General features: G+C 42.6%; 18 protein-coding genes and 1 pseudogene. 16 read left to right on the top strand and 3 right to left on the bottom strand.

Translation table 11 applies throughout. The features are described 5' to 3' along the window. The first annotated feature begins 1,931 nt into the window (after window positions 1–1,931). Complete coding sequence (locus JK628_RS16900) at window positions 1,932–2,918, top strand: FRG domain-containing protein (protein WP_202286114.1); 987 nt, start codon at window positions 1,932–1,934, stop codon at window positions 2,916–2,918. Window positions 2,919–2,946: 28 nt separating this feature from the next. On the opposite strand, the gene JK628_RS16895 is transcribed toward JK628_RS16900, so the two are convergent. Beyond that, entirely contained in the window at window positions 2,947–3,897 is a 951-nt protein-coding gene (locus tag JK628_RS16895) for an IS110-like element ISSpi5 family transposase (RefSeq protein WP_202286112.1), read from the bottom strand. 628 nt (window positions 3,898–4,525) lie between these two features. Further along, window positions 4,526–5,680: an IS110 family transposase gene (locus tag JK628_RS16890; protein ID WP_202286110.1), complete on the bottom strand. Its 1,155-nt coding sequence runs from the start codon at window positions 5,678–5,680 to the stop codon at window positions 4,526–4,528. 125 nt (window positions 5,681–5,805) lie between these two features. Between JK628_RS16890 and JK628_RS16885 the strand changes: the two genes are divergently transcribed. The 13 genes and pseudogenes from JK628_RS16885 to JK628_RS16825 all read left to right on the top strand — a co-directional run bounded on the left by JK628_RS16885 (window position 5,806) and on the right by JK628_RS16825 (window position 20,370). Beyond that, window positions 5,806–6,387, top strand: coding sequence for a hypothetical protein (locus JK628_RS16885; protein ID WP_202286108.1), 582 nt, complete (start codon window positions 5,806–5,808; stop codon window positions 6,385–6,387). Window positions 6,388–6,483: 96 nt separating this feature from the next. Further along, window positions 6,484–7,634 (top strand): IS3 family transposase gene (locus JK628_RS16880; protein ID WP_202286106.1). Its coding sequence is split into 2 segments (ribosomal slippage): window positions 6,484–6,721 and window positions 6,721–7,634, totalling 1,152 coding nucleotides; the frame shifts between segments, so codons are not numbered across the junction. Window positions 7,635–7,648: 14 nt separating this feature from the next. Beyond that, a pseudogene (locus tag JK628_RS16875) lies at window positions 7,649–8,428 on the top strand (IS3 family transposase); the annotation flags it as partial. Between the two features lie 132 nt (window positions 8,429–8,560). Beyond that, complete coding sequence (locus JK628_RS16870; RefSeq protein WP_202286104.1) at window positions 8,561–9,082, top strand: DUF4823 domain-containing protein; 522 nt, start codon at window positions 8,561–8,563, stop codon at window positions 9,080–9,082. Between the two features lie 113 nt (window positions 9,083–9,195). Next, window positions 9,196–9,657, top strand: coding sequence for a hypothetical protein (locus tag JK628_RS16865; RefSeq protein ID WP_202286102.1), 462 nt, complete (start codon window positions 9,196–9,198; stop codon window positions 9,655–9,657). A 115-nt stretch (window positions 9,658–9,772) separates the two neighbouring features. Continuing rightward, the gene (locus JK628_RS16860; protein WP_202286100.1) at window positions 9,773–10,168 is read left to right on the top strand and encodes a hypothetical protein; all 396 of its coding nucleotides are present in this window, start codon (window positions 9,773–9,775) and stop codon (window positions 10,166–10,168) included. A 764-nt stretch (window positions 10,169–10,932) separates the two neighbouring features. Beyond that, window positions 10,933–12,222, top strand: a complete 1,290-nt coding sequence (locus tag JK628_RS16855; protein WP_202286098.1) for an NCS2 family permease — start codon at window positions 10,933–10,935, stop codon at window positions 12,220–12,222. Window positions 12,223–12,632: 410 nt separating this feature from the next. Next, the gene (locus JK628_RS16850; protein WP_202286096.1) at window positions 12,633–14,309 is read left to right on the top strand and encodes a sensor histidine kinase; all 1,677 of its coding nucleotides are present in this window, start codon (window positions 12,633–12,635) and stop codon (window positions 14,307–14,309) included. Beyond that, on the top strand, window positions 14,306–15,016 hold the full coding sequence (gene btsR, locus JK628_RS16845) for a two-component system response regulator BtsR (protein ID WP_202286094.1): 711 nt from the start codon (window positions 14,306–14,308) through the stop codon (window positions 15,014–15,016). The genes JK628_RS16850 and btsR overlap by 4 nt, the downstream gene beginning before the upstream one ends. 246 nt (window positions 15,017–15,262) lie before the next feature. Then, window positions 15,263–16,699: a carbon starvation CstA family protein gene (locus JK628_RS16840; protein WP_202286092.1), complete on the top strand. Its 1,437-nt coding sequence runs from the start codon at window positions 15,263–15,265 to the stop codon at window positions 16,697–16,699. Window positions 16,700–17,075: 376 nt separating this feature from the next. Continuing rightward, window positions 17,076–18,194, top strand: a complete 1,119-nt coding sequence (gene proB, locus JK628_RS16835) for a glutamate 5-kinase (protein ID WP_202286090.1) — start codon at window positions 17,076–17,078, stop codon at window positions 18,192–18,194. Next, a complete protein-coding gene (locus tag JK628_RS16830; protein WP_202286088.1) occupies window positions 18,191–19,459 on the top strand; it encodes a glutamate-5-semialdehyde dehydrogenase in 1,269 nt (422 codons plus the stop codon). The genes proB and JK628_RS16830 overlap by 4 nt, the downstream gene beginning before the upstream one ends. Before the next feature lie 260 nt (window positions 19,460–19,719). Continuing rightward, entirely contained in the window at window positions 19,720–20,370 is a 651-nt protein-coding gene (locus tag JK628_RS16825; RefSeq protein WP_202286085.1) for a hypothetical protein, read from the top strand. A 110-nt stretch (window positions 20,371–20,480) separates the two neighbouring features. Here JK628_RS16825 and JK628_RS16820 read toward each other — a convergent pair whose 3' ends face one another. Beyond that, window positions 20,481–21,398 carry a DMT family transporter gene (locus JK628_RS16820; RefSeq protein ID WP_202286083.1) on the bottom strand — a complete coding sequence of 306 codons (918 nt, stop codon included), beginning with the start codon at window positions 21,396–21,398 and terminating at the stop codon, window positions 20,481–20,483. A gap of 300 nt (window positions 21,399–21,698) precedes the next feature. Between JK628_RS16820 and dnaK the strand changes: the two genes are divergently transcribed. Beyond that, window positions 21,699–23,624 (top strand): molecular chaperone DnaK, encoded by a 1,926-nt coding sequence (gene dnaK, locus JK628_RS16815; protein WP_202286081.1) that lies wholly within the window; start codon window positions 21,699–21,701, stop codon window positions 23,622–23,624. An 89-nt stretch (window positions 23,625–23,713) separates the two neighbouring features. Next, window positions 23,714–24,844, top strand: coding sequence for a molecular chaperone DnaJ (gene dnaJ, locus JK628_RS16810; protein ID WP_202286079.1), 1,131 nt, complete (start codon window positions 23,714–23,716; stop codon window positions 24,842–24,844). Window positions 24,845–24,968: the final 124 nt, after the last annotated feature.

Below are 24,968 nucleotides of genomic sequence, written 5' to 3'. Positions count from 1 at the left end.
GGTCTCAACCCCGTAGTTAAATTGATTAGAGTATTTTTTTTACAACTTTGTTTGGAGTAATGATTATGTCACTTGCAACTAGTTCTACCATTTATTCGCAAAGCTCTTGGTTAAATACAGATGTTTTGCGTGGCGGTTTTTTCGCCATGACTTTTTAGGGCTAACCCTCCTTTAAAGTAGTTCCATATCCATCAACCTTATAGCACCCTTTGGGTGTGTTTAGACGCAAGTTGTATGTTGACGATTGTCAACGTGCCATTGATTAACGCTAGCGCGCTAACCGATTTCCATTAGGAACACTTGAATATGTCTGCCTGCTCTTTGAGCAGGCATTTTTTTGCCTGCAATTTGATGTTCACTAATTAATAGTATTTTGGTTATGTGTTTGTGTTGAATCAACGCTAGCAGCATTATGCCGATTTCCTCTAGGAACACTTGAATATGTCTGCCTGCTCTTTGAGCAGGCATTTTTTTTGCCTGCAATTTGATGTTCACTAATTAATAGTATTTTGGTTATGTGTTTGTGTTGAATCAACGCTAGCAGCATTATGCCGATTTCCTCTAGGAACATTTGAATATGTCTGCCTGCTCTTTGAGCAGGCATTTTTTTTGCCTGTAATTTGGCAAAGGGTAAATTTTCTACATCTACATCTACATCTACATCTACATCAAATTATTGGTATCTCAATATGGTTTCAAGGTAGTGCGGCCTTGTGGCCGACAACGTCGTGGCGCTTCGCCCACACCCGAGCCAAGGGGCAAAGCGCTTGCGCCCATTGACAATCCCTCAGCGCCCCGGCTTTTTTTTTTAAAAGCAAAATTTCCAACGGGGAAGATTGCAGTCTGCAAATTTGGCTACTTAAATGTAAGTTCTGATGTTCACTGATGTGGAGTTTTATCTAATTTAAAAGCTTTTATTGGTAACTCTAATGCTGAGATTTTTTGCTTTTATAACCTAGTGTAGGTGCGGCTGAGGCCGTCGAAAACAGGGACGCTTTCGTTGAGCCCACAAGGAGGTGCTCGCGGCGAGCCTCAGCCGCGCCTGCACATACGGTCGTTCATTCACATCCATGTGATCACAACATTCGAACATCCTGTCCAGCACCTGCCGCGGGCAATTGGAACCACTTTTATCAGCAGCTAAAGCATTTATGCCCCATTACGTGTTATCTCCAGTAATTTGCCCTATGCAACACTGACCTCTTTGTAATACTTTTTCTCATCAGTCGGAAAGGTATGGGTTCCGCCTAGCGAGAACCTTTTAGTTAACCAATGTTTGTACTTTTATACAGTCGTATCGGTTTTGTGCGGTTAATCTCTAAATTTTGCGTAATCAGTTCACGGTTTGCTATTGAGTGAAAAGAGAAATAGGCGTAAATTCAGTAAGATGTAAGTGTGCGTTCATGAAAAGTTCAGATAACCGGAAAGCAAAGTGTGCGACTCACTTTTCTCCCTAGGTGTATTGGATACAATCTTAAGCGTAAAGGTTTAATAAGCTGTTATTAATGATTTTTTCAGGCTTTTTACTGTGCACGCTTTTTCAACATGGCTTGGCAAAACGCGCACGCCGTATATTAAAATGTTAAAGACGTCTGGGTAGCTTATTTTCGGCATTTGTAAAATCAGTTTTAGACCTATAAACAGATATTTCAAGTCGAAAAGGTGATTGGAAGCGGTCGTGTAAATATGCTAGCTTGACGCAACTCGTTTGCGCCGTTGAACGGGTTCAAAAGGACACAACGAGCACGTCAAGTAAGGATACTCCCTGAAGACAATAAGCTTCCCAGAGGGGCTTCAGTGGAACATCTATTTTTTAGGGATGAAATAAGTTGAACATAGCCTGCAGGCTTGCACTCCAGTCATCCTTAACAACTCGCTTCACGAGACCTGCGGCTCGTGAGCTAGATCGTTAGTATGCAAACGGAGTTGAGATGCTAGAATCCAGAAGGTTTAATACTGTTGAAAATTTGATTAAAGCAATATCACCTTTTGGGGATATAAATTCACACCCCTTTAAAAATTACATTTTTCGAGGGCAAGGTGATTCTAAATGGTCTTTGTTGCCTTCCGTTTACCGTGACGAAACTGAAATTCCATATTTAGGTATTCAAAAAGGCCCTAAGCGAACTTTCGGGCAGCAACGAGAAATGGAGTGGGAATTAATAGTTTCTTTTATTAAAGAAGTTAATTCAAATGGTTTCCATTTACCAAATGAAAACCTTATCTATAAAATTTTAGATACTTTAGATAATACCCAAGAGGTATCTCAGATTCTTCGTCACGAAAAAGTTTGGCCTGATCAAGAGTACCTTTCTATATTAGCGCTAGCACAGCATTACGGTCTCCCAACTAGACTTCTTGACTGGACTAACCATTCATTAATAGCAGCATATTTTGCAGCTAAGCAGTGTATTGAACAAATTGAAAAAGGTTCTAAAGTTAAATCTTTATCAGTGTTTGCTTTGAATGCGGGCTGGAGTGAATTTAAAGGCCAAAGTGAGTTAGATAAGCACCATAATGAAATTTATAATAACTCTGAAGAAGATATTACATTTGGTATTGTCAAACCACCAACCTACTTTAATGCACATCTAAAAGCTCAAAAAGGGCTTTTCACATGCCAGTATGAATTTGGAAATATCAAACATCGTGGCTTTCTTCCTGTATGTATCAAAAATTATGTAACATACATTAATAATAAAAATAACGAAGAAAAAAGCGAAAACAATACTTTGCTAGGCCTGCAAGAGTTAAAGTCTAGACTTGATGGTTTAGTGTTATGTGAATTTAAACTTCCATCAAGTAAAGCTTTTGAATTAATTGATGTTTTAGATAAGCATCATATAAATGCATCAAGTTTATTTCCAACAATTAGCGGTTGTGTGGAAACAATCTTTGACCGTGCTAAAGCATACTAACAAGAGACTATGGCGTCAATAACTAATTTTAAGCTTTTGGCGCTTCCCACAAAACACCATCTCTTAGCATCGAATTTAAGATCACAACCATCTTCCTTATGCAGGCAATAATGGCTACTTTCTTAGGTTTTCCAGCTGCAACGAGTCGCTGATAAGTCTCTTTAAAAACGGGGTTGGATTGTATTGCTGACATCATTGCCATGTACAAAACGGTTCTAACTTGATGTCGCCCTCCCTGGATTTTTCTATGGCCTTTAAAGCGTCCACTTTCTTTATTCATCGGTGCTACACCAACCAACGAACTGGCTTCTTTGTTATTAATATAGCCAAGCTCTGGTAGGTTACTGATAATGGATGTTGCGGCAATTTTACCTATTCCTTTCATGCTTTGCAGGATAAGGTTTTTAGCTTGGTAGTCAGCGTTCGATTCGATGAGTTTAACGATTTTATCTTCTATCTTCGTTATCTGATTTTTGAAGACCGTTAAGATTGGCTTGATCGTCATTGCAAGCTCTTGAGGGAGAATTTGAAGCCGATTCTTTTCCATCGTTTGCATGACCAAAAGCTGGCTCCGCCTTCCTACGAGATCGCTCATAGCCTGCATGACATCAGGTTTCAGCGTTGATAGCCTAGGTTTAATCGCTTCACTGTAATGAGCTATCAGCTGTGCGTCTAGCTTATCTGTTTTAGCGCGTTGGCCTATTGCTCCAGCAAAGCGTTTAATGTGAACTGGATTGGCTATCACGAAGGGTAAATTGGCGTTAGCACAAGCCATGATAAAGGGCATCTCAAGACGTCCTGTCGCTTCAATGACAATACGCTCAGGATGGTGCTTTTTAATGAGGCGCACTGCTTCTTTAATCCCTTTATCATCGTTAGAAACGGTGAAATAGATATCTAATGGTCGAATATAAATGTCGAGTTGGTACTTACCAGTATCGACACCAACGTTAATGTTTTGATTAGTTTTTGATTTCATAATAAGCTAACTCTTGCTTGCAAATGCGGGTTCGAGACCCAGTAGACTATTCGAGTATTTTGCTTGGAGTCGTTTGTCGCGTTCTTTCTTGTTATCGGTCTCTCGATAGAGGATCCATCATTCAATCGAACTACGACAAATGAAAGCTTTAGTTGCAGCTAAAGCCTGGGTCTCACATTACCCGAAACTGGGAATTAAGTGTAATTAGGTGGGTTTATTATCCATACAAGCCATTCAAAAGGACAAAAAACAGCTTGCTGTCCTTCGTTCCTCAGGCATTGTAGCAAGCTGTTTTTTGCCTCTTAATGGGGCGTTGGTATGACTCCCCACGTCAAGCAGAACATGACGATACCGGCCTAAATACTTAAGCCTTTATCTTTTCTTCTCATCCAAATTGGATTGAGCTAACACAGTCGATGAAGCAAGCAATTTCGTCGGTTGTCATGCTGATATCCGTGGATTACTTATCTTTCAATAAGCAGCGCCTACCTTACATAATCCGTCGTGACACCTGTCTTCAGTCTATGTTCGTGGTTCAATACAGAGTTAACCGTATTGCCATCCTAACGCCCTCGGTGATCGTGTCACATCCGATGCTTGACCCACTGTATTAGCTCAAAATCGTTCATCATGCAGGTACTCTCGACAACCGTAGTTTAGGGTTAACATTTGTCAGTACCACTTCTCGTGAAATAGCCCAAATATAAGCAATAATTTCTCTGGCTATGGCTGTCACGACTACGTTGTTATGTTTACCTTTGTACGTGAGTTTTTGGTATCGACGACAAAGCCTAAGCTGCGCTTGCCATGCAATATCAATGATTTCTTTCGGTAAACCTTCTTGTCTTATTTGCATCTCGGTTGAGATCTTAGCGGGGTAGCGATAGGAGTGAGCCCCTTCGACTAATAGCCGCCTTGCTCGACCATTGCCGCATTTCGTTATCGCACCCACATGCCGCTTGCCGCCACTCGAGTGCTCTGAAGGCACTAAGCCTACATAACTCATTAGTTTTCGGGGATGATCAAAGCGAGTTAAGTCTCCCAACTCAGCAATGACACCTGCAGCAACCAGTAACCTCACTCCACGTAATGCTTGTATGGCTTTGATGACTGGATAGTAACGCCACTTTTTAACGTGATGCTCAAGTTCATTGTCTAGCCGTTTTAGCCTCGCGATCCGCTCTGAAATGGTTTGTAAGTATTCTTGCAAGACAATCTGTTGACTCGGGTGCGGCAATATCAGTTCAGTCAGCCAGCGTAAGTGCTTTAGCGACCAATTAGCAGTGCCTCTGTAGTTAATATTGTTTCTTAGCTGAAGCGCTTTAAGCTGGTATTTGGCGTCTTTTAAATCTTTCATCGCGGTCTCACGAGCACGAGATAAATCGCGGATAGCTTCATCTTCAGGCTCTGGAACATAAATCGCGGTAAGATCTTCCGACTTAAGCAGCTTTGCTAATTTAAGCGCATCACGTTTATCGGTTTTAATTTTCTCACCAGGCTTTTTGGGAATAAGTGAAGGGGCTATAACATAGCAACAGTAACCTAGGCTGGTAAGCAATCGGTAGATCCAGTAACCGCAGGGTCCTGCCTCATACACAAAGTGTAAGGTTGCTTCTGGATACTTAGATTGAAACTGCCTAGCCAGTTTAGTGATAGAGGCTTTCGCACTTGAAACTCGTCCAAAATGAACCGCTTGCGCTCCTCTTTGATCTTCAATATAAGCAACTTCTACAAATTCTTTATGTGTATCAAGGCCAATAAAAAGTATGTTATGTTTATTCATGCTGATCTCCGATTTAGTTTCTTTAACAAAACTATTATGGCTCTGGCTTTCAGCTAACCCACGATTGATTGGAGATCAGCATCTTTAGTGGGGAGTCATTATGTCTATGCTACAAGGAGAGTTCGGTGTTTAAACTAACCATCATTATGACTTCGTTGTTGTTTGTGACTTCATGCGCAACAACTACCTCAAAATTGAATTCAGGCACACCTGTTAATATTTATGGTGTTACATCATTATCACCCCAAAATGGCAGTTGGTCTGTTATTACTTCAAGTGGCTACCAAGTTGCTCTTGGCGCTAAAGTGACGGATAACGGTAGTGGCGTTATAAATATGTCTCTCTATGAAATCCCTGAATTCCTTTCGGATAAAGAATTCTTATCGCACGTAGTCCAGCACAGAGCATCTTCACCTGATATTGGTAGGTTTGAACTTAAAGAAAACGTCGAAAAATTAGTAAACCTTAATGGTGCAACATGCGTTAAGCACAGAACAATTTCTCAAGATAACAATGCAAAAATTGATAGTAATAAATCAGCCGTAATGCAAATAGAGTATATTGGGTATAATTGCATACACCCATTTAAAAAATCTGTTGGCGTACATACAGAGTATTCTCTTCGTCACTTTAAAGGCAAAGAGTACCCAGAACTAAATAAAAGCGCAGAAGAATTTTTTAGTAACATACAATTTAAAGAGCTCTAGTAGCATAACAAGCGCATTAAGACGGGACTGGTGGTAAGCCCCTAGAACAGTAGACACTTCATAGAGTTATACTTAACCAAAAATATGAGGTGTTACATGCGCGGAAAACGATATCCCGATGAGTTCAAAATTGAAGCCGTTAAACAGGTCACTGAACGTGGCTATAAAATAGCAGATGTTGCTGACAGATTAGGGGTTACTTCCAAAAGTTTGCACAACTGGATTAACAAGTTTGATAAGCCAGAAAAGCAGCACATCACCATTGATAATCAGCAAGACGAAATACGTAAGCTCAAGGCGGAGCTTCGCCGTGTAACCGAAGAGCGAAACATCCTAAAGGAGGCCGCCGTGTACTTTGCAAGCGAGTCAAAGAAAAGTACACGTTCATAAAGTCTAGGCTCAAGCAGTATCCTGTGAAAATCTTATGCGAAATACTTGGAGTCCATCGTAGTGGTTTCTATGCCTGGCTGAAGGAACCTCAGAGTCGAAGAGCGACTGAAGACAAACGCTTGCTGGGTAAGATTAAACAGTTTTGGCTGGAAAGTGGTTGCGTTTATGGCTATCGAAATATCACCTTGGACCTTAAAGATGATGGTGAAGTTGTTGGTAAAAACCGTGTATATCGAATCATGAAACAGGCTGAAATTAAAGCTGTACGAGGTTATAAACGCAATCCAACCTTTGGCGGAGGCGATGTTAACCATACGGCACCTAATACATTAAATCGAGGCTTTGATGTCGTCAAACCCAATATGATTTGGGTGACCGATTTCACTTATATTCGTACCCATGAAGGCTGGCTGTATCTCACCGTTGTGATAGACCTTTTTTCAAGACAAGTCGTAGGATGGACGATGAAAAGTACACCGAAGGCAGAGTTAGTTATAGATGCTCTATTGATGGCTATATGGAGACGCTCACCTACAGAAAAGGTGCTAATACATTCCGATCAAGGAGTGCAATATACCTGCTCAGATTGGCGTAGTTTTCTAAAAGAACACAACCTTGAAGCCAGTATGAGCCGAAGAGGAAACTGCCATGATAATGCTGTCGCTGAGAGTTTCTTCTCGCTGCTGAAAAAAGACAGGGTTAAGCGAAAAGTCTATAAAACCAGAGATGAAGCACGCTCAGAAGTATTTAACTATATCGAATATTTCTATAATCCAGTGCGGCATCATGGTAGTAATAATGGACTGTCTCCGATCAAGTTCGAGAAGCAGTATTATGAAAACCTAGAAAGTGTCTAGAAAACTGGGGGCTTACCAGTTATTATGCTTGGTGTCATCGCCCTATATCTTCACGAGCAGTTTCTGATGCTAATTTGCTGATAAAGATTGAGCAAGTATTTAATGCCAATCACCAAACGTATGGTAGCCCCCGTGTATTTCATGCTCTTATAAAAGAAGGCGTTATTACCAGTGAAAAGCGAGTCGCTAGATTGATGCGAGAGAATGGCCTAAGGGCTCGAGCATTAAAGACTTACAGTAAACCAGCGAAAGTAAAGTTCTTCTACAAAGCCATTGAAAATAGGCGTAAAGATATGGCCAAAGCAACAGATATGAACCAGCAATGGTCTGGAGATATTACGTACTTAAAAGTAGGGGCTCGGTGGCATTATTTAGCTGTTGTCATCGACTTGTTTTCCCGCCGAGTAATAGGCTGGGCATTTGGGGAGAACAAAACAACTGAGTTGACTTTAAAGGCCTTGAAACTCGCAATAAGAAAGCGTAAACCCAGTGAGACTGTCCTTTTTCACACCGATAGAGGGGCAGAGTACAGAGCTCATGTGGTTCAGCAGTATTTAGCGTGTCACAACATTATAGCCAGCATGAACAGGCCTGGTTGTTGTACAGACAATGCTGAGGTTGAGTCTTTTTTTCATTCATTGAAAGCGGATGTGATCAGAGGGAACACATTTGCAACGAGCACTAAATTACATTCTAAGCTCAAAGGTTATTTAAACTATTTCTACAATAGACAGCGCCTACATTCGAGCTTAGGATATAAAACACCTGTTGAATTTGAGCAGAGATTATTTTGAAAATGGACGGTGTCTATTTTATCGGGTGAAGATCAACTGGTAACAGTTTGCTCGGTTCCGCTTCGCTTCACATTTTAGCAAACTATTACCAGCCCCTTATGCGGGCGTTAGCAGTACAAAGGAGTTATGTGCATGAATCGTAGTATTATCTTTTTGGGAGCCACTTTATTAACTTTAGCTGGGTGTAGCTCTTCTTATAAACACAATGAATTTCAAAAACCAGAAATACAATTAAATAAAAACACAGGTGTATTAATTTCTACACCTAAAAATGGATGGTATGACGATAAAGAATATAGAACTTCTGGTCGTATGACAGCGAATGAAGTAAGAAGGGCATTTTCCAAAAATTCTCGTAAAGTATCTATTACTACTGAATGTGATGGTGACAGTTGCCTAGACACAATTGATTCTGATACATATGGGTATTACGTCCAGCCGATCATTCTTCATTGGGAAGATCGTGCAACTGAATGGTCTGGGATATCTGATAAGCTCGAAATTCAAATAATTACCTTTGACTCAAAAACAAAAAAAGAAATTGGTAACACTACATTTTCAGGTGAAAGTAAGTGGGCAACTTTTGGAGGCGATCACCCACAAGATCTTTTGGAAGAGCCAATTAATAAATATGTCGAAGGTTTATATAAGTAACTGCTAACAAGAACTTCAAACGGAAAAAATACAGTTGGCTGTTTTCACTCCGTTCAACATTTTAGCCAACTATATTTTTCCGCTTAAGTAGGCGTTAGGGTTACTCTCGATTTATGAAGTGGACTGAACCTTGGGCTTTCTCAATCAAACATCAAGAGAAGCTTAATCTCATATCAAAAGAAGTATTATTACGCTGCCTAAAGTGGTCTCTGATATTTCTTATTTTAATCATTGTTTCACTAGTTGCACATGATAACTATGTCCAAACGGTTATCTCAAGGTTATGGATCGCACCAACTTTTGGTTTTACGTTATGTTGGTTGTTGTATGTTATTTCTTGGTTGTCGCCTATAAAAATCGATTCTGGCCCTAACGGAATAGTTAGGTTAAAAGGTGGTGCTATTGTTTTGTTTCCTTGGGAGCAAATAACTAAATATGAAATCACAGAGTTAGCTGATATCAATAAACTAACTCTAATAATTAACAATAGCAGTGAGCATTTCTTTTTTATCCCTAAAAAGGTTAATGTTAAGCCTATAAAAGAAGAACTAGATTTAAATGTGGGTGCAACGTAACCCTAACAAGCTAATCAATAAGGACTGTGCAGTTTGCTCGGTTTCGCTACGCTACACATTTTAGCAAACTATTATCAGCCCCTTAAATGGGCGTTAGTAGCCAAGGAGGGGGCAATTGAAGTTTGACGATTTGAAGTCAATTATTGACATAGAAAACGATCTTGAATTGAACCTTATATCTAGTGATTGGGCAATGATTCAAGGTGAAAATTCAGAGCTAGACAATTGGCTAACCAAAGAAGATTTTGAACAATTATTCTCACCCCTCCCTGAATTTAAGAGTAATGAGACTGTATTTGCTTTTGAGAAATTTGAACGGATATATAAGTCTACTGGTGAAATCAGGCGGTTGAGTGGTAGCTTTCATTTAAATTGGAAAGATTTTTCTGATTTTCAGGATACTACCGATATTTTGTGTTTCTATTTAGTATCCCCGAAGCTTAGCTGGGTTTTATATGCAAATAGAGATGTTTGGCAGTTTGCAAAGGTTACTAACAAGCCTCTGAATTAAAATTCTCCAAGGCTGTCATGCCATTTGCTGAGCAAATCGCCCGCCAGCACATGGTTCACTTTTTAGAGGGGCGTTACAAACTCGTTTCTGTCCAGAAGCGTGTCAGACGCTACATTGAACTTGCTGGCAGAGCATGTGCTGTGGGGCGTGCAAGCTTCTAAATCACGGATGATTTAGCAGAGCCTACATGGACGTACTTGTGGCGGCTTGTTAAGACACAGGGCGCATGCTCTGCAATTTCAATATGGCCTATTTTAGACTTAAAGGCACTGGGATTCAGCCCTGAAGCTTCACTCGGCAATTGCTCCCTGCATTGCTCTAACTCATTATTAGACGTAAACGAGCTCGTTTTTATCTAATAATGAGTTAGCTACTAAAGGGGGCTTGCTAGCTATTCATCTGAATTGGGCTGTGCAAGCTTCTAAATCATGGATGATTTAGAAGAGCCTATAGGGACATATTCACGGCGACTTGCAAAAGCGCAATGCAGCTTAATTGCATTTGATTAAAATTGAAGTTCTGGATATAAGTGTAAAGCTTATTTGAGTGCCATATATCCTTTTAGCCTGCTTGACTTTGTTTGTTCTTCTTTCAAAAAATACTATTTAAATTAGCCTGTTCTAAGCTAGAGCAAATCGCTAGCATCAACTGATATCTGCCCGTATAATCGCCTAAAAATGTGCGAGCTTAACAGTTCGTAAACATTTATATGACAGTAGAAACCGTATTAACCCTACATAATAAAAATCAAGGAACCTTGTTCCATGCTAGAAAAACTATTCAAACTAAAAGAAAATCAAACGTCGTTAAAACAAGAGGCTGTTGCTGGCTTGACCACCTTTTTAACCATGGCCTATATCATCTTTGTTAACCCTATGATGCTCGCCGATGCGGGAATGGACCATGGCGCAGTGTTTGTTGCCACCTGTTTAGCCGCGGCTATTGGTTGCTTGATTATGGGGATTGTTGCTAACTATCCGATAGCGCTTGCACCAGGAATGGGCTTGAACGCCTTTTTCACCTACACGGTTGTGGGTGAGATGGGTTATTCATGGGAAACCGCACTCGGGGCGGTGTTTCTATCGGGGATCTGTTTTTTAGTGCTGTCACTGGTACGTATTCGAGAGTGGATTGTTAATAGTATTCCTATGTCTTTACGCATAGGCATAGCGGCTGGTATCGGCTTGTTCTTAGCGCTGATTGGCTTAAAAAGTGCCGGGATTGTGGTGGCAAGCCCAGCAACCTTGGTGACGATGGGGGATGTGACAGCATTTCCGGCGGTGATGGCGGTACTGGGATTTTTCTTGATTATTGCCATGGTGCACAGAGGGATGAAGTCTGCGGTAATTGTTAGCATTCTGGCGGTAACTGGGCTTGGGCTGTTATTTGGTGATGTGCAGTATCAGGGTATGGTGGCTATGCCGCCATCAATCATGCCTACCTTTATGAAGATGGATCTATCGAGTGTGCTTGAAGTGAGCATGTTGTCGGTGGTATTCGCATTTTTATTTGTTGATCTGTTTGACACTTCAGGCACTTTGATTGCTGTCGCACAGCGAGGTGGCTTTTTAGATGACAAGGGTAAACTACCACGGCTAAACAGAGCATTAACCGCTGACAGTACTGCAACCATAGCGGGGGCGATGTTGGGAACGTCTACCACCACCAGTTACATTGAGAGCACGGCGGGCGTGAGTGCGGGTGGGCGCACAGGCTTAACCGCGGTCGTGGTGGGGTTACTGTTTTTGGGTTCACTGTTTATCTCTCCTCTCGCGGGAATGGTGCCTGCATACGCCACCGCTGGAACGCTATTTTATGTCGCTATTTTGATGATGTCAGGCCTAGTGCATGTTGAATGGGAAGACATTACCGAAGCCGCGCCTGTGGTGGTGGTTTGTATTTTAATGCCGCTGACTTTTTCCATCGCTACCGGTATCGCGATGGGCTTTATCTCTTACGCAGTGATCAAGTTAATGAGTGGCCGTTATAAAGATTTAAGTTTTGGTGTGCTGGTATTAGCGGCGCTGTTTATCGCCAAATTTATCTATGGTTAAGCGCGCTAAAACTCAAGAATAGCGTCTATTGAGTGCGACCAACTAAAAGCCACCTTGTGTGGCTTTTTTTTGCTGCTATAAAATTCACGCCACTGTGCAGCAGTCATCGTATTTGCTGAGCTGGTGTGATAATAAGCATGAGCTCTAACTATTTATGCATCAAGAGTGTTACTCCTCTTTGCTAATCGCTTTCCCAAGGGGTAACATTAATAGCATAACTTCATGGGCAGTTGCTGAGTTCGATATACGCTGTCTCATTATGAGGTACAAACTATCTATATCTTTAATAAATTATTTTCGAAAATTAGACTTTGCTCTTACACTCACAGATAGATCTCAACCGAAATTTGAATTGATATTCTGCATATCTTGCTACTGAATGCCAACAATGACTCATTGGAATACTTATCATGTCGTTGATTTTACTTTTAACTCAACAGATGAGCCTTTATCTGGTGATGGTCTATCTTGTCAGTAAGACCCCTTTATTCAAGTTCTTTGCAGAAGCCGCAACCCGTTTGCCTCACAAGATATTCATTTACCTGATTTTTTCCGGTTTTTGCATCATGGCAACCTACTTTGGTGAACAGACAAACGATGCTATTGCCAATACCCGTGCCATGGGGGCCGTCTTAGGCGGGCTGTTAGGCGGGCCTGTGACAGGTTTTTTAGTCGGACTTACGGGAGGTTTACACAGATACAGCATGGGAGGTTTTACCGATCTGGCCTGTGCAATTTCTACGACTCTCGAAGGGTTTTCAGCGGGCATAGTCAGTCTCTATTTACGCAGGCAAGACAAAAGTGAACTAATTTACGCCCCTTTGTTGGTTTGTCTGGTAACCTTTTGTGCAGAGATGCTTCAGATGGGGGTTATTTTACTCGTCGCTCAACCTTTTGCCGATGCATGGGAGTTGGTCAAACAGATTGCCCTACCTATGCTCTTAGTGAACTCCATCGGTGCAGCCCTGTTTATGAGTATGGTAAGAGATCAAAAAACCATGTTCGACAAACTCTCATCCGCATTTTCAACTCAAGCATTAAAAATTGCCGAACGCAGCGTTGGGGTGTTATCGAAGGGGTTCAATCAAAAAAGTAGTACGCAGGTTGCCCAAATAATTATCGAAGAAACCCATGTAGGAGCCGTTGCGATAACCGATAGAGAGCACCTGTTGGCCTTTATTGGAACTGGCGCCGACCATCATATTCCAGGCACTCCAATATCATCGAAAATAACTCAAGATGCCATCGATAATAATTGTGTCATGTTTGCCGATGGGGTCAATATGGCTTACTCCTGTTCTATCTCGCCACAATGTAGATTAGGCTCCAGCTTAGTGATCCCGCTTCGTAGCGAAAATGAGGTCATTGGAACCATTAAACTTTACGAGCCAAAGAATAAGCTATTTCTCAACATTAACCGTACGCTGGGTGAAGGAATTGGTCGATTATTGTCGAACCAAATCTTATTTGGTCGCTTCGAGCGTCAACAAAGTATGCTCACTCAGGCAGAGTTGAAGCTATTGCAGGCGCAAGTTAATCCTCACTTCCTCTTCAATGCGCTCAATACCATCGCAGCAATCACAAAAAGAGATCCGTTAAAGGCAAGGCAACTGATCCAGCAATTATCTCAATTTTTAAGAATTAACCTCAAACGCACCACTGGACTCGTGACTCTTTCTGACGAACTTGAACATATAGATTCATATCTGACTATCGAGAAAGCACGCTTTCTCGATAAGCTAAACGTTGAGATAGATATCCCTGAACGTCTGTTGTCTTTTCGTTTGCCGGCATTTACCCTGCAACCCATCATTGAGAATGCAGTAAAGCATGGTACCAGCAATATGCTAAAGCAGGGGCTTATAAGCGTTACTGGCAAGATCCACGATGATTTATTAATATTAGAGGTAATTGATAATGCAGGGCTATACAAGTTAGATAACAATTCGGAGGGGCTGGGGATGAATTTGGTTCATAAACGAATTCAAAACCAGTTTGGATCTGAATTTGGTATAGATGTCGATTGTCGCAAAGATGAATACACCAGAGTCTGCATTAAGCTACCCTATACGGAAACCCATACGTGATCACATCACTAATTATCGATGATGAGCATTATGCTCGAGAAGAGTTAGCCGATCTACTGAGTGAAAATTCAGATATAGAGATCATTGGCCAATGCAGTAATGCTATCGAAGCACTGCAGATGATCACCAAGCTTAAGCCCCAATTGATCTTTCTGGACATTCAAATGCCAAGGATCACCGGTATTGAACTCATTGGCATGCTGGATCCCGACATCATGCCACGTATCGTTTTCGTAACCGCCTACGATGAATTTGCTATCAAGGCCTTCGATAATCACGCCTTCGATTACCTGTTAAAGCCGATTGATGAAAAGCGGCTTCAACAGACATTAAATCGCGTCAGAATAGATCTTAAACCAAGATCCGTCAGTATTCTTACACCTGAGCTGTTAACTCATCTCCCTTGCTATAGCGGAAGTAAGCTTAAGGTGATATCGATTAAAGAGGTAGAGTTTGCGTTCAGCGATCTTAGTGGTGTTCATGTTGCAACTGATAAGGAGCAAGTACATACGCATTTGACCTTAAAAGTACTGGAAGAAAAAACCTCATTAATCAAATGTCATCGACAGTACCTGATAAGTCCTGAAGCAATATCTGAAATAGAGATCCAGGAAACCGGAGCCGAAGTCACAACAGCCTCAGGCGCTAAAGTGCCGGTTTCAAGGCGTTACTTAAAACCACTGAAGCAGATATTCGGTTTCCTATAACCTGTTAGCTTTTTAGTCGAGTTGGATGGCATAAAAAGCAACGAGCACTGCCGGAGTTCGTTAAGCTCTGCCTTTCAAATGTTTAACATTGCCGCTGACACCCTGTCAGGTCTGTAACAAGGTAAAACCACTTAGGGTCGATATAAAACCGTTAACCCTCTCAATCTGACCACTCACCTTATTCTCCATTTTCTAAATGACAAACCTCTTTACACTGTCTGCAATTCAAAATGGGGGAGTGTAATTATGATGTGGTTTCTAATGTGTGTCGGCCTGCTTATAGGTGGATATTTTGTCTATGGTGCTTTCGTAGAGAAGGTCTTCGGTATCAATGCTCAACGCCAAACACCGGCATTTACTAAAACAGATGGCGTTGATTTTGTGCCTATGTCTAAGGGTAAGGTTTACCTTATTCAACTGCTCAATATCGCAGGTGTAGGACCCATATTTGGCCCTATTCTCGGTGCTCTTTATGGCCCTGCGGCCATGTTATGGATTGTCTTCGGTTGTATTTTTGCCGGTGCCGTTCATGATTACTTTTCCGGTATGTTGTCTGTTCGTAATAACGGTCAGTCAGTTCCGAATCTGGCAGGTAAATACTTAGGTAAAGGCGCAAAGCACTTTATGAATGTATTTGCCATCATCTTATTATTGCTTGTTGGTGTGGTATTTATTTCGGCACCCGCAGGGCTACTAGGAAAGCTAACTGGTTGGGATGTATCAATCTTCCTAGGCGTTATCTTTGCTTACTATCTTATCGCTACTATTGTACCGGTCGATAAGATCATCGGTAGACTCTATCCATTCTTCGGTGCGCTTCTGCTCTTCATGTCAATCGGTCTGACTATTGCCATCATGGTCTCGAGTGAATACACACTATTACCTGGCTTCGAGGCTGGCGACTTCCTGACCAACCTTAATCCTAATGATATGCCTTTGTGGCCTGCACTGTTTATTACTATTGCCTGTGGTGCAGTATCCGGTTTCCATGCGACTCAATCTCCTTTAATGGCTCGTTGTGTAGAAAGTGAAACTAACGGTCGCTTTGTTTTCTTCGGCGCTATGATAGGTGAAGGCGTAGTTGCGCTTATCTGGTGTGCAATTGCTCTCTCTTTCTTCGGTGGTGTTGAAGGTCTTAACGAAGGGATGGCGGGTAACCCGGCAAACGTTGTATATGAAGCATCAACTGGGCTTCTGGGAGCCGTCGGTGGCTTTATGGCAATCCTAGGTGTTATTGTTTTGCCTATCACCTCTGGCGATACTGCCTTCCGTTCAGCTCGTTTAATCCTGGCTGAATTTTTCAAGATACCACAGACTGCATTACCTAAGCGTTTAATGTTAGCCATCCCCCTATTCATCATAGGTGCAATTCTGACTCAAGTTGACTTCGGTGTTATCTGGCGTTACTTCGGTGTCGCAAACCAAACGACTGCGGTCATGATGTTATGGACAGCCTCAGCATACCTGCTGCGACACAACAAGTTCCACTGGATCTGTACGGCACCGGCCATGTTCATGACTACGGTAGTGATTAGCTTCCTGTTGAGCTCACACACCTTAGGTGCTGGGCTGCCTATCACCATTTCAACCATAGCGGGTCTTGTCTCTACTGCTGTCATTGCCTCATTGATTATCATCAAGACTAAGGGCAAGGGTGATGAAGGCGTTATCGAGAAAGCTTAACATTTTACCGTTTAGCTGAGACCGTTAAAAGCCAGTCATGTGACTATAATACCGTTCATTTTATGATTTATTGAGCGGTTGACTGAGCTTCTAATTGCTTAAGGATCCGAGCCCTATCTCTAGGTCTCGGATTTTTTATGCAAGTTGGTTAAGCTTTTAACATGTTCAAATAATTCAAACCTCATCGAGTTGAATACCACTAGGGTGGCTTTCTTATCTATTCTCAGCTTCTACTGCCAAATGGCTGAATTTAATATCAAGAACATGAGATATATCTAATTGATCTTATTATTTTACTGCTCTTTGTGAGTCGTCACTACCAATTCAAACTGAGATTAGGTATAAGGTTTATTCAATGCATTTTAGCTAGATAAAAATGAACTTAAGTGAGATCGGTTACCGCCGTGTAGTGGTAAAGTTGGGAACGAGTGTGCTGACATCAGGCAGCCAAAAATTGGATAAGGCACATTTAGTCGAACTTGCACGTCAAATGGCCAGTTTGATGAAGGCGGGTGTCGAGGTTGTGCTGTGTACATCTGGTGCTATCGCCGCAGGGAGAGAGCACTTGGGCTACCCCAAGCTCCCCGATACTATTGCGAGCAAGCAATTATTGGCAGCTGTTGGTCAAGGCCAGCTGATCCTCGCATGGTCTCAGTTATTTAGTATTTATGGCTTGCACGTCGGTCAACTACTGCTGACCCGTGCAGATCTTCATGACAGAGGGCGTTACCTTAATGCAAGGGATTCGTTAAACGCACTGTTAGCCCATGGCATCATCCCCATCATCAATGAAAATGACGCAGTGGCAACGGCTGAAATTAAAGTTGGTGATAACGATAACCTATCAGCAAGAGCGGCGCTGCTCTGTGATGCGGACATGCTTATTTTGTTGACCGACCAAAAAGGCCTATTTGATGCCGATCCGCGCACAAACCCAAATGCAAAACTAATCACTCAAGTGGTTAATATTGACGATAGTTTGCGTCTGCTTGCGGGTGGGGCTGTCTCAGGGCTTGGAACTGGCGGTATGGCGACTAAGTTAGAAGCTGCTGACATTGCAAGAAGGGCAGGTGTAGATGTTGTGATTGCTTCGGGTCATCATGAAAATGTTATTCAAAAAGTGGTCTGTTCAACGCCCGTGGGTACCCATTTTGCAGCATTAAAAAATCCATTAGAGAGTCGCAAACAGTGGATCTTGGCTGGCCCAGCAACCCGTGGCCAAGTTAAGCTCGATCCTGGTGCTGTTGTCGCGGTGACAAATAAAGGAAAAAGCCTTCTTTCGAAAGGAATTACTGAGATTGACGGTCTGTTTCAGCGTGGCGATACCATCGAGCTTACAGATGCTAAAGGTAAAGTCCGCGCTAAAGGTATGAGTCGCTATAGTTCAAAAGATTTAGGGCTGATAGCGGGTAAACATTCAGATAGCATCGAGTCGGTGCTCGGTTATGATTATGGTGATGCAGTGGTTCACCGCAACGATATGGTGGTGTTATGAGTAATAGCGAATTTCTAAATAGTCTTGGTCAAAAGGCGAAGACGGCAAGCTATGCGCTAGCGAGCTTAACAGGCATACAGAAAACGGCCTTATTACGTGGTATTGCAAGTAAATTAACTTATGCAAAATCTGAGATAATTGCTGCTAACCAAAAAGATGTTGAGCAAGCTCAAGCTAACGGTTTGTCAGCAGCGATGATAGATAGATTGCTATTAGATGAGTCAAGGTTGCTCAGTGTTATAGCCGACATTGATAATGTTATTGGTCTAACTGATCCTGTGGGCAGTGAAATTGATAGTCGGCTATTGGATAATGGTCTGCGGTTATCTCGTCGCCGTGTACCACTTGGCGTCATCGGTGTCATTTACGAGGCTCGCCCGAATGTTACTGTTGATATTGCAGTCTTAGCATTAAAAACCGGTAATGCAGTGATACTGCGTGGTGGTAAAGAAACCTTAGCTTCGAATAGAGCCCTGTGCAAAGTCATTCGCAGTGCGATGGCGGAGCAAGGTCTACCTGAGGATTGTGTTCAGCTTATTGATAATCCGGATAGAAGCTTGGTATCTGGCTTATTGAAACTGGATAAATATGTCGACATGATAGTGCCAAGAGGCGGACAGAACTTACAACGCTTATGTGCTGAACAAGCCACTATTCCAGTTATTTTGGGTGGTATCGGTATCTGCCATCTTTTTGTTGATGCGCAGGCGGATCTAGCAAAGGCAATTTCAGTGGTAGAAAACGCTAAAGTACAGCGCCCAACCGTTTGCAATGCTTTAGATACAGTATTGGTGCATCAAAAGAATGCGCAGAGTTTCATCCCGGCGCTATGTAAGCAGTTAGCAACTAAAGGTGTTAGCTTTTATGGTTGTGAACAAACTCAAGCCGTTATGGCGATGAATGAGCAAGAGGTGCTAGCGGCAACCGACGAAAGCTTTTCAACCGAATGGTTATCGTTAAACCTAGGAATAAAAGTGGTTAACACGCTTGATGACGCCATTGCGCATATCCGACAATATTCGAGTGGTCATTCAGAGGGGATTTTGACTGATAATATTCATACCGCGAGCGAATTTATGAACGCGGTAGACTCTGCAGCCGTTTACGTTAATGCAAGTACCCGCTTTACCGATGGTGGTGAATTTGGCCTTGGCGCTGAAGTTGCTGTCAGTACGCAAAAATTGCATGCTCGTGGGCCAATGGGGCTTGAAGCGCTTACCACATATAAATGGTTGGCTTGGGGAGATTATACCGTAAGAGGTTAATCACTCAATTGCTTTTAAAGGCCGCGATAGCGGCCTTTTTATTGACCTCAAAGTTATTGCGCGCCTTTGTCTGAGATTGCTCCTATACCCGCAAAACGACTGGTAAGAAAGGCGATTAGTTAGTGTATTAGATTACTGTTACATTTAAGCCATCATTAGTATGTTCCTATCTTGTTGATATGTAGGGTGTTTAAACTTGGCCTATTGATTGCATTTGAATACTTAACAATTGAAATGAATCGGATCAAAAGGACTTCTGTATGACTAAAAGCAAAACAATAACAACTCGTATCCTGACATCGCTTGCTCTTATCTTAGCACTGGCATCAACTAGCGCTGTAGCAGAATCGACACGCACCCTTAACCAGAGTTATGTCTATAGCGGCCAACGAGTTAGTTTGGATATGGAGATCGGTTCGGCAAAGTTTTTTGCCACAGATAGCAGTGAGATTAAAATTGAAGTGGTGGTTGAAGGCGCTGATACTAGCTGGTTGTTTTTTTGGGGAGACACAGATCTGGGTGCCGTGGCTATCGAATCAAACGTAACGGCAACTGAAATCAGTTTGATGCTGAGTGAGCAAGATAATATAGAGCAGCAATGGATAGTTTATTTACCAAAACAGGCAGCTCTATCATTGGAGGTTGGCATTGGTGATATTGAAGTTACGGGGCTGTCGAATGATATTGAAATTGCGCTTGGCATTGGTAGTGCCAGAGTCGAGCATCAAGCCTCTTTTAGTTCTATCGATCTAGACTCTGGTGTGGGTGATGTTTCGATTTCAGAGCAGGGAAAGCATTTAGCAGTAGAAGAAAGGTTGGTGGCTCAGTCATATTCAAGTAAGGATCTGAGTGGCGAAGCGGCATTGTCAGTTGATGTTGGTGTCGGTGAAATAGTGGTGGTTAAGTTGTAGGGTTAGCATTTCCAATAGTGATTATTCGATAGCTATTTTTAGATGACGCACAAAAAACCGACCTAGCAGTCGGTTTTTTGTCGTTCTCGTTTGCGGCAACATTAATAAGGTTACTGCACTGGAATTCGCTTTTTATCGCGCCAGTCACCGAGCTTGGGCAGGGCTTGTTGCAGTGCGAGAGCCGCAAGGATCAATCCTAAACCGACATAGGTAGAACGTTCGATGCTTTCGTGCAATATCCATGCGATAAAACCAATCGACAGTACCGGGGTGATAAATACCAATGTGGTGATACTGGCGGTGCGCTCGGCTTTCTTTAGCGCAATAAGCCAAAGCACAAAGGTCACACCCATCTCAAACAGACCAACATATACCCCGGCAAGCATGCCTTCTACATTCCAGGTCGGCAGTGTCTGTGTCATAAGCAGTGCCGTGATAATAAAAGGCAGACCAACCAGAAAACTGAGTAATAAGCTCACCACAGGATCGCCCTTATCTTTAGTATTAACTATCCAATAGAGAGACCACAGCAGGGTACTTGTTAGCGCGAGTATCACTCCGGTGGTACTTTCGAACTCAAACCCAGTCAAATTACCTTTAGTTGCAATGGTAAATACGCCCAAGTAGGCAACAAGGGCTGCGGCGATATCACTCTTTCTTAGCCTTTGCCCCAATAAAGGCACTGACAGTAGTGGCAGTAAAATAGCCCAAGTGTAATTAAGCGACAGCGCTTGCTGTGCGGGTAATAAGTCATAGGCTTTAAATAACACTAGATAGTACAAGAAAGGGTTGAGTAAACCCGTTTGTAGATAAAATAGTGGCCGGCTAACAAATTGATGTCGTATCAATGACAACTTATTTTGTGCCACCAAGATAAATCCAAGCGCTACAATAGAGGTCGTCACAGCAACTAACACCAGCTGCAGAGGGGTGTAATGTGTCAGGGCTATTTTAAAAGCCGTTGCTACGGTCGACCACAGCAATATTGCACTTATGCCGAAAGCATAAGCCTGATGGGATTGTTTCAATTTTAATTACTCTACTTCGAGACTACATTCAAGCGCTCAGTTATCACAGGCGTTAAACTGAACGATACCTTCTTCGATTGTATGCATTATACGTTTCGCGATTAATTGGAACTGAGTGTGAGATCAAAAAAACGCAATCAAATGACAAAATTTACATTTTTCCCTTGTATTCGTTTCAAACGTCCCAATATAGGTAACCAAGAGACGAGATGGGCAAAATGTAAGACTTGAAAACGATTCAGTCTGACCCCATTTCTATTACCAGATAACAAATTAGTTAAGACGATTTCGGAGGACTCCATGGGTAGAATTATTGGTATCGATTTAGGCACAACAAACTCTTGTGTTGCAGTATTAGATGGCGACAAAGCTCGCGTATTAGAGAATGCTGAAGGCGATCGTACTACACCCTCAATCATCGCATACACTGCAGATGAAACTTTAGTTGGCCAACCTGCAAAGCGTCAGGCTGTAACAAACCCAACTAACACCGTATATGCTATTAAGCGTCTTATCGGTCGTCGTTTTAAAGATGACGAAGTTCAACGTGACGTTGACATCATGCCATTCAAAATTGTTGGTGCTGATAATGGCGATGCTTGGGTTGAAGCCCAAGGTAAGAAAATGGCGCCACCACAAATCTCTGCTGAAATCTTGAAGAAGATGAAGAAGACTGCAGAAGATTTCCTCGGTGAAGAAGTCACAGAAGCTGTTATTACTGTTCCTGCATACTTTAACGATTCACAGCGTCAAGCAACTAAAGATGCTGGTCGTATCGCCGGTCTTGAAGTTAAGCGTATTATCAACGAGCCAACAGCTGCAGCACTTGCATACGGTATTGATAAGAAGCAGGGCGATAACATCGTTGCTGTATACGACTTAGGTGGTGGTACATTTGATATCTCTATCATTGAAATCGACAGCGTTGATGGCGAGCAAACTTTTGAAGTTCTTGCGACTAACGGTGACACTCACTTAGGTGGTGAAGATTTTGATAACCGTATGATCAAGTATCTTGCTGAAGAGTTCCAAAAAGAGCAGGGCCTTGACCTACGTAATGATCCACTAGCGATGCAGCGTCTTAAAGAAGCTGCTGAAAAAGCGAAGATTGAGCTTTCAAGCACAACACAAACTGAAGTTAACCTGCCTTACATCACAGCTGATGCAACAGGTCCTAAGCATTTAGTGGTTAAGATCACTCGTGCAAAACTTGAGTCACTGGTTGAAGACTTGATTACTCGTTCACTTGAGCCACTAAAAGTTGCCCTAGCAGATGCTGACTTATCAGTTTCTGATATCAATGAAGTGATTCTTGTTGGTGGCCAGACTCGTATGCCTAAAGTACGTGAAGAAGTATCTTCATTCTTCGGTAAAGAGCTACGTCAAGATGTTAACCCTGATGAAGCGGTTGCTATCGGTGCAGCAGTTCAAGCGGGCGTTCTATCTGGCGACGTTAAAGACGTATTGCTACTAGATGTTACTCCACTGTCTCTAGGTATTGAGACTATGGGTAGCGTAATGACTAAGCTTATCGAGAAGAACACCACTATCCCGACTAAGGCTTCGCAAACTTTCTCGACTGCTGACGACAACCAAAGTGCTGTGACTATTCACGTACTTCAAGGTGAGCGTAAGCAATCAAGCGGCAACAAGTCACTAGGTCAATTTAACCTAGAGGGTATTGAGCCAGCTCCACGTGGTATGCCACAAGTTGAAGTTGCTTTCGACATCGATGCTGATGGTATCTTGCATGTATCTGCTACAGACAAGAAGACCGGCAAAGCGCAAAACATTACCATTAAAGCCTCTTCAGGTCTAAGTGATGAAGAAGTTGAAGCAATGGTTCGTGATGCTGAAGCTCATGCTGATGAAGATGCTAAGTTCGAAGAGCTAGTAACTGCTCGTAACCAGGCTGATGGCATGGTTCACGCAACTAAGAAGCAGATCGAAGAAGCTGGTGAAGAGTTACCAAGCGATGAGAAAGAGAAGATTGAAGCTGCAATGACTGCTGTTGAAACTGCCAATAAAGGCAATGACAAAGAAGCGATTGAAAAAGCGACTCAAGAACTTATGGAAGCCTCTGCTAAGTTAATGGAAATTGCCCAAGCTAAAGCGCAAGCACAGCAAGGTCAACCAGAAGGCGCAGGCGAAGCTCAACAAGAGGCTCACGCAGCTGATGACGTTGTTGACGCTGAGTTTGAAGAAGTGAAAGACGACAAAAAATAATGACGGGTAACTCCTAATTTATTCCAGCGGGCGTTATGAGGAAACTCTAACGCCCGTTCGTGCAACTCCAGCAAAGAAAGCATGAGATTATGTCAAAGCGAGATTTTTACGAAGTATTAGGCGTTGGACGCGACGCCAGCGAACGCGAAGTTAAAAAAGCTTATAAGCGTTTAGCAATGAAGTTTCACCCTGACCGTAACCCAGGTGATAAGGAAGCAGAAGCAAGCTTTAAAGAAGTTAAAGAAGCTTATGAAATCCTAACCGACAGCGATAAGAAAGCGGCCTATGATCAGTTTGGTCATGCTGGCGTTGATCCTAATCGTGGTGGCGGCGGACACGGCGGAGCAGATTTTGGCGACGTGTTTGGCGATGTATTTGGTGATATCTTCGGTGGCGGACGTCGCGGTGGCGGACAGCGTCAAGCTGCCCGAGGTAGCGATCTGCGTTACAACCTTGAACTGTCTTTAGAAGAAGCAGTTAAAGGTTTAAGCAAAGAGCTGCGCATTCCTACACTGGTTGCGTGTGAACCTTGTGATGGTAGCGGTGCTAAGAAAGGCTCAAAGCCGACCACTTGTGGTACCTGTCATGGCCAAGGCCAAGTACAGATGCGCCAAGGCTTCTTCGCTGTTCAGCAGGCTTGTCCTACTTGTCATGGTCGCGGTAAGATCATTAAAGACCCTTGTAATAAGTGTCATGGCGAAGGGCGTGTTGAGAAGAGCAAAACTCTGTCAGTTAAGATCCCAGCGGGTGTTGATAATGGCGATCGTATTCGTCTATCTGGCGAAGGCGAAGCGGGCGAGTATGGTGCACCTCCTGGTGATCTATATGTTCAGGTCAGTGTACGTGAGCATGCAATCTTCCAAAGAGATGGCAATAACCTTTATTGTGAAGTGCCAATCTCCTTTAGCAAGGCGGCGTTAGGCGGCGAGATTGAAGTGCCAACACTTGATGGCAAGGTCAACCTTAAGATCCCAACGGAAACCCAAACTGGTCGTATGTTCCGCATGCGCGGTAAAGGTGTGAAGTCTGTTCGTAGCCATGCAGTAGGCGATCTACTGTGTAAGGTTGTGATGGAGACTCCAGTCAACCTTAACGAGCGCCAAAAAGAACTATTAGTTGAGTTTGAAGCGACTCTCACTGGTCAATCAAAAAAACATAGCCCTAAAGCTGATGGTTTTTTTGACGGTGTTAAAAAGTTCTTTCAGGATTTGAATAGCTAATTTGATTTCAAAGCGCTATCGCTGAAATTAAATTTATAAAACCTCGCATTGCGAGGTTTTTTTATGGAAGAACAAAAGTTGCTCTTTAATTAGTAGCAATCGGCATAACTTAATTGTGGTATTT

The organism is Shewanella sp. KX20019 (assembly GCF_016757755.1).
In the GTDB taxonomy this organism is placed as follows: domain Bacteria; phylum Pseudomonadota; class Gammaproteobacteria; order Enterobacterales; family Shewanellaceae; genus Shewanella.
This window is presented reverse-complemented; position numbering and strand designations above follow the sequence as displayed.

Excerpts from the sequence above, each read along its gene's own strand:
- JK628_RS16900 (WP_202286114.1), top strand. The coding sequence starts at position 1,932 with ATGCTAGAATCCAGAAGGTTTAATACTGTTGAAAATTTGATTAAAGCA.
- JK628_RS16895 (WP_202286112.1), bottom strand. The coding sequence starts at position 3,897 with ATGAAATCAAAAACTAATCAAAACATTAACGTTGGTGTCGATACTGGT.
- JK628_RS16890 (WP_202286110.1), bottom strand. The coding sequence starts at position 5,680 with ATGAATAAACATAACATACTTTTTATTGGCCTTGATACACATAAAGAA.
- JK628_RS16870 (WP_202286104.1), top strand. The coding sequence starts at position 8,561 with ATGAATCGTAGTATTATCTTTTTGGGAGCCACTTTATTAACTTTAGCT.
- JK628_RS16865 (WP_202286102.1), top strand. The coding sequence starts at position 9,196 with ATGAAGTGGACTGAACCTTGGGCTTTCTCAATCAAACATCAAGAGAAG.
- JK628_RS16855 (WP_202286098.1), top strand. The coding sequence starts at position 10,933 with ATGCTAGAAAAACTATTCAAACTAAAAGAAAATCAAACGTCGTTAAAA.
- JK628_RS16850 (WP_202286096.1), top strand. The coding sequence starts at position 12,633 with ATGTCGTTGATTTTACTTTTAACTCAACAGATGAGCCTTTATCTGGTG.
- JK628_RS16840 (WP_202286092.1), top strand. The coding sequence starts at position 15,263 with ATGATGTGGTTTCTAATGTGTGTCGGCCTGCTTATAGGTGGATATTTT.
- proB (WP_202286090.1), top strand. The coding sequence starts at position 17,076 with ATGAACTTAAGTGAGATCGGTTACCGCCGTGTAGTGGTAAAGTTGGGA.
- JK628_RS16830 (WP_202286088.1), top strand. The coding sequence starts at position 18,191 with ATGAGTAATAGCGAATTTCTAAATAGTCTTGGTCAAAAGGCGAAGACG.
- JK628_RS16825 (WP_202286085.1), top strand. The coding sequence starts at position 19,720 with ATGACTAAAAGCAAAACAATAACAACTCGTATCCTGACATCGCTTGCT.
- dnaK (WP_202286081.1), top strand. The coding sequence starts at position 21,699 with ATGGGTAGAATTATTGGTATCGATTTAGGCACAACAAACTCTTGTGTT.
- dnaJ (WP_202286079.1), top strand. The coding sequence starts at position 23,714 with ATGTCAAAGCGAGATTTTTACGAAGTATTAGGCGTTGGACGCGACGCC.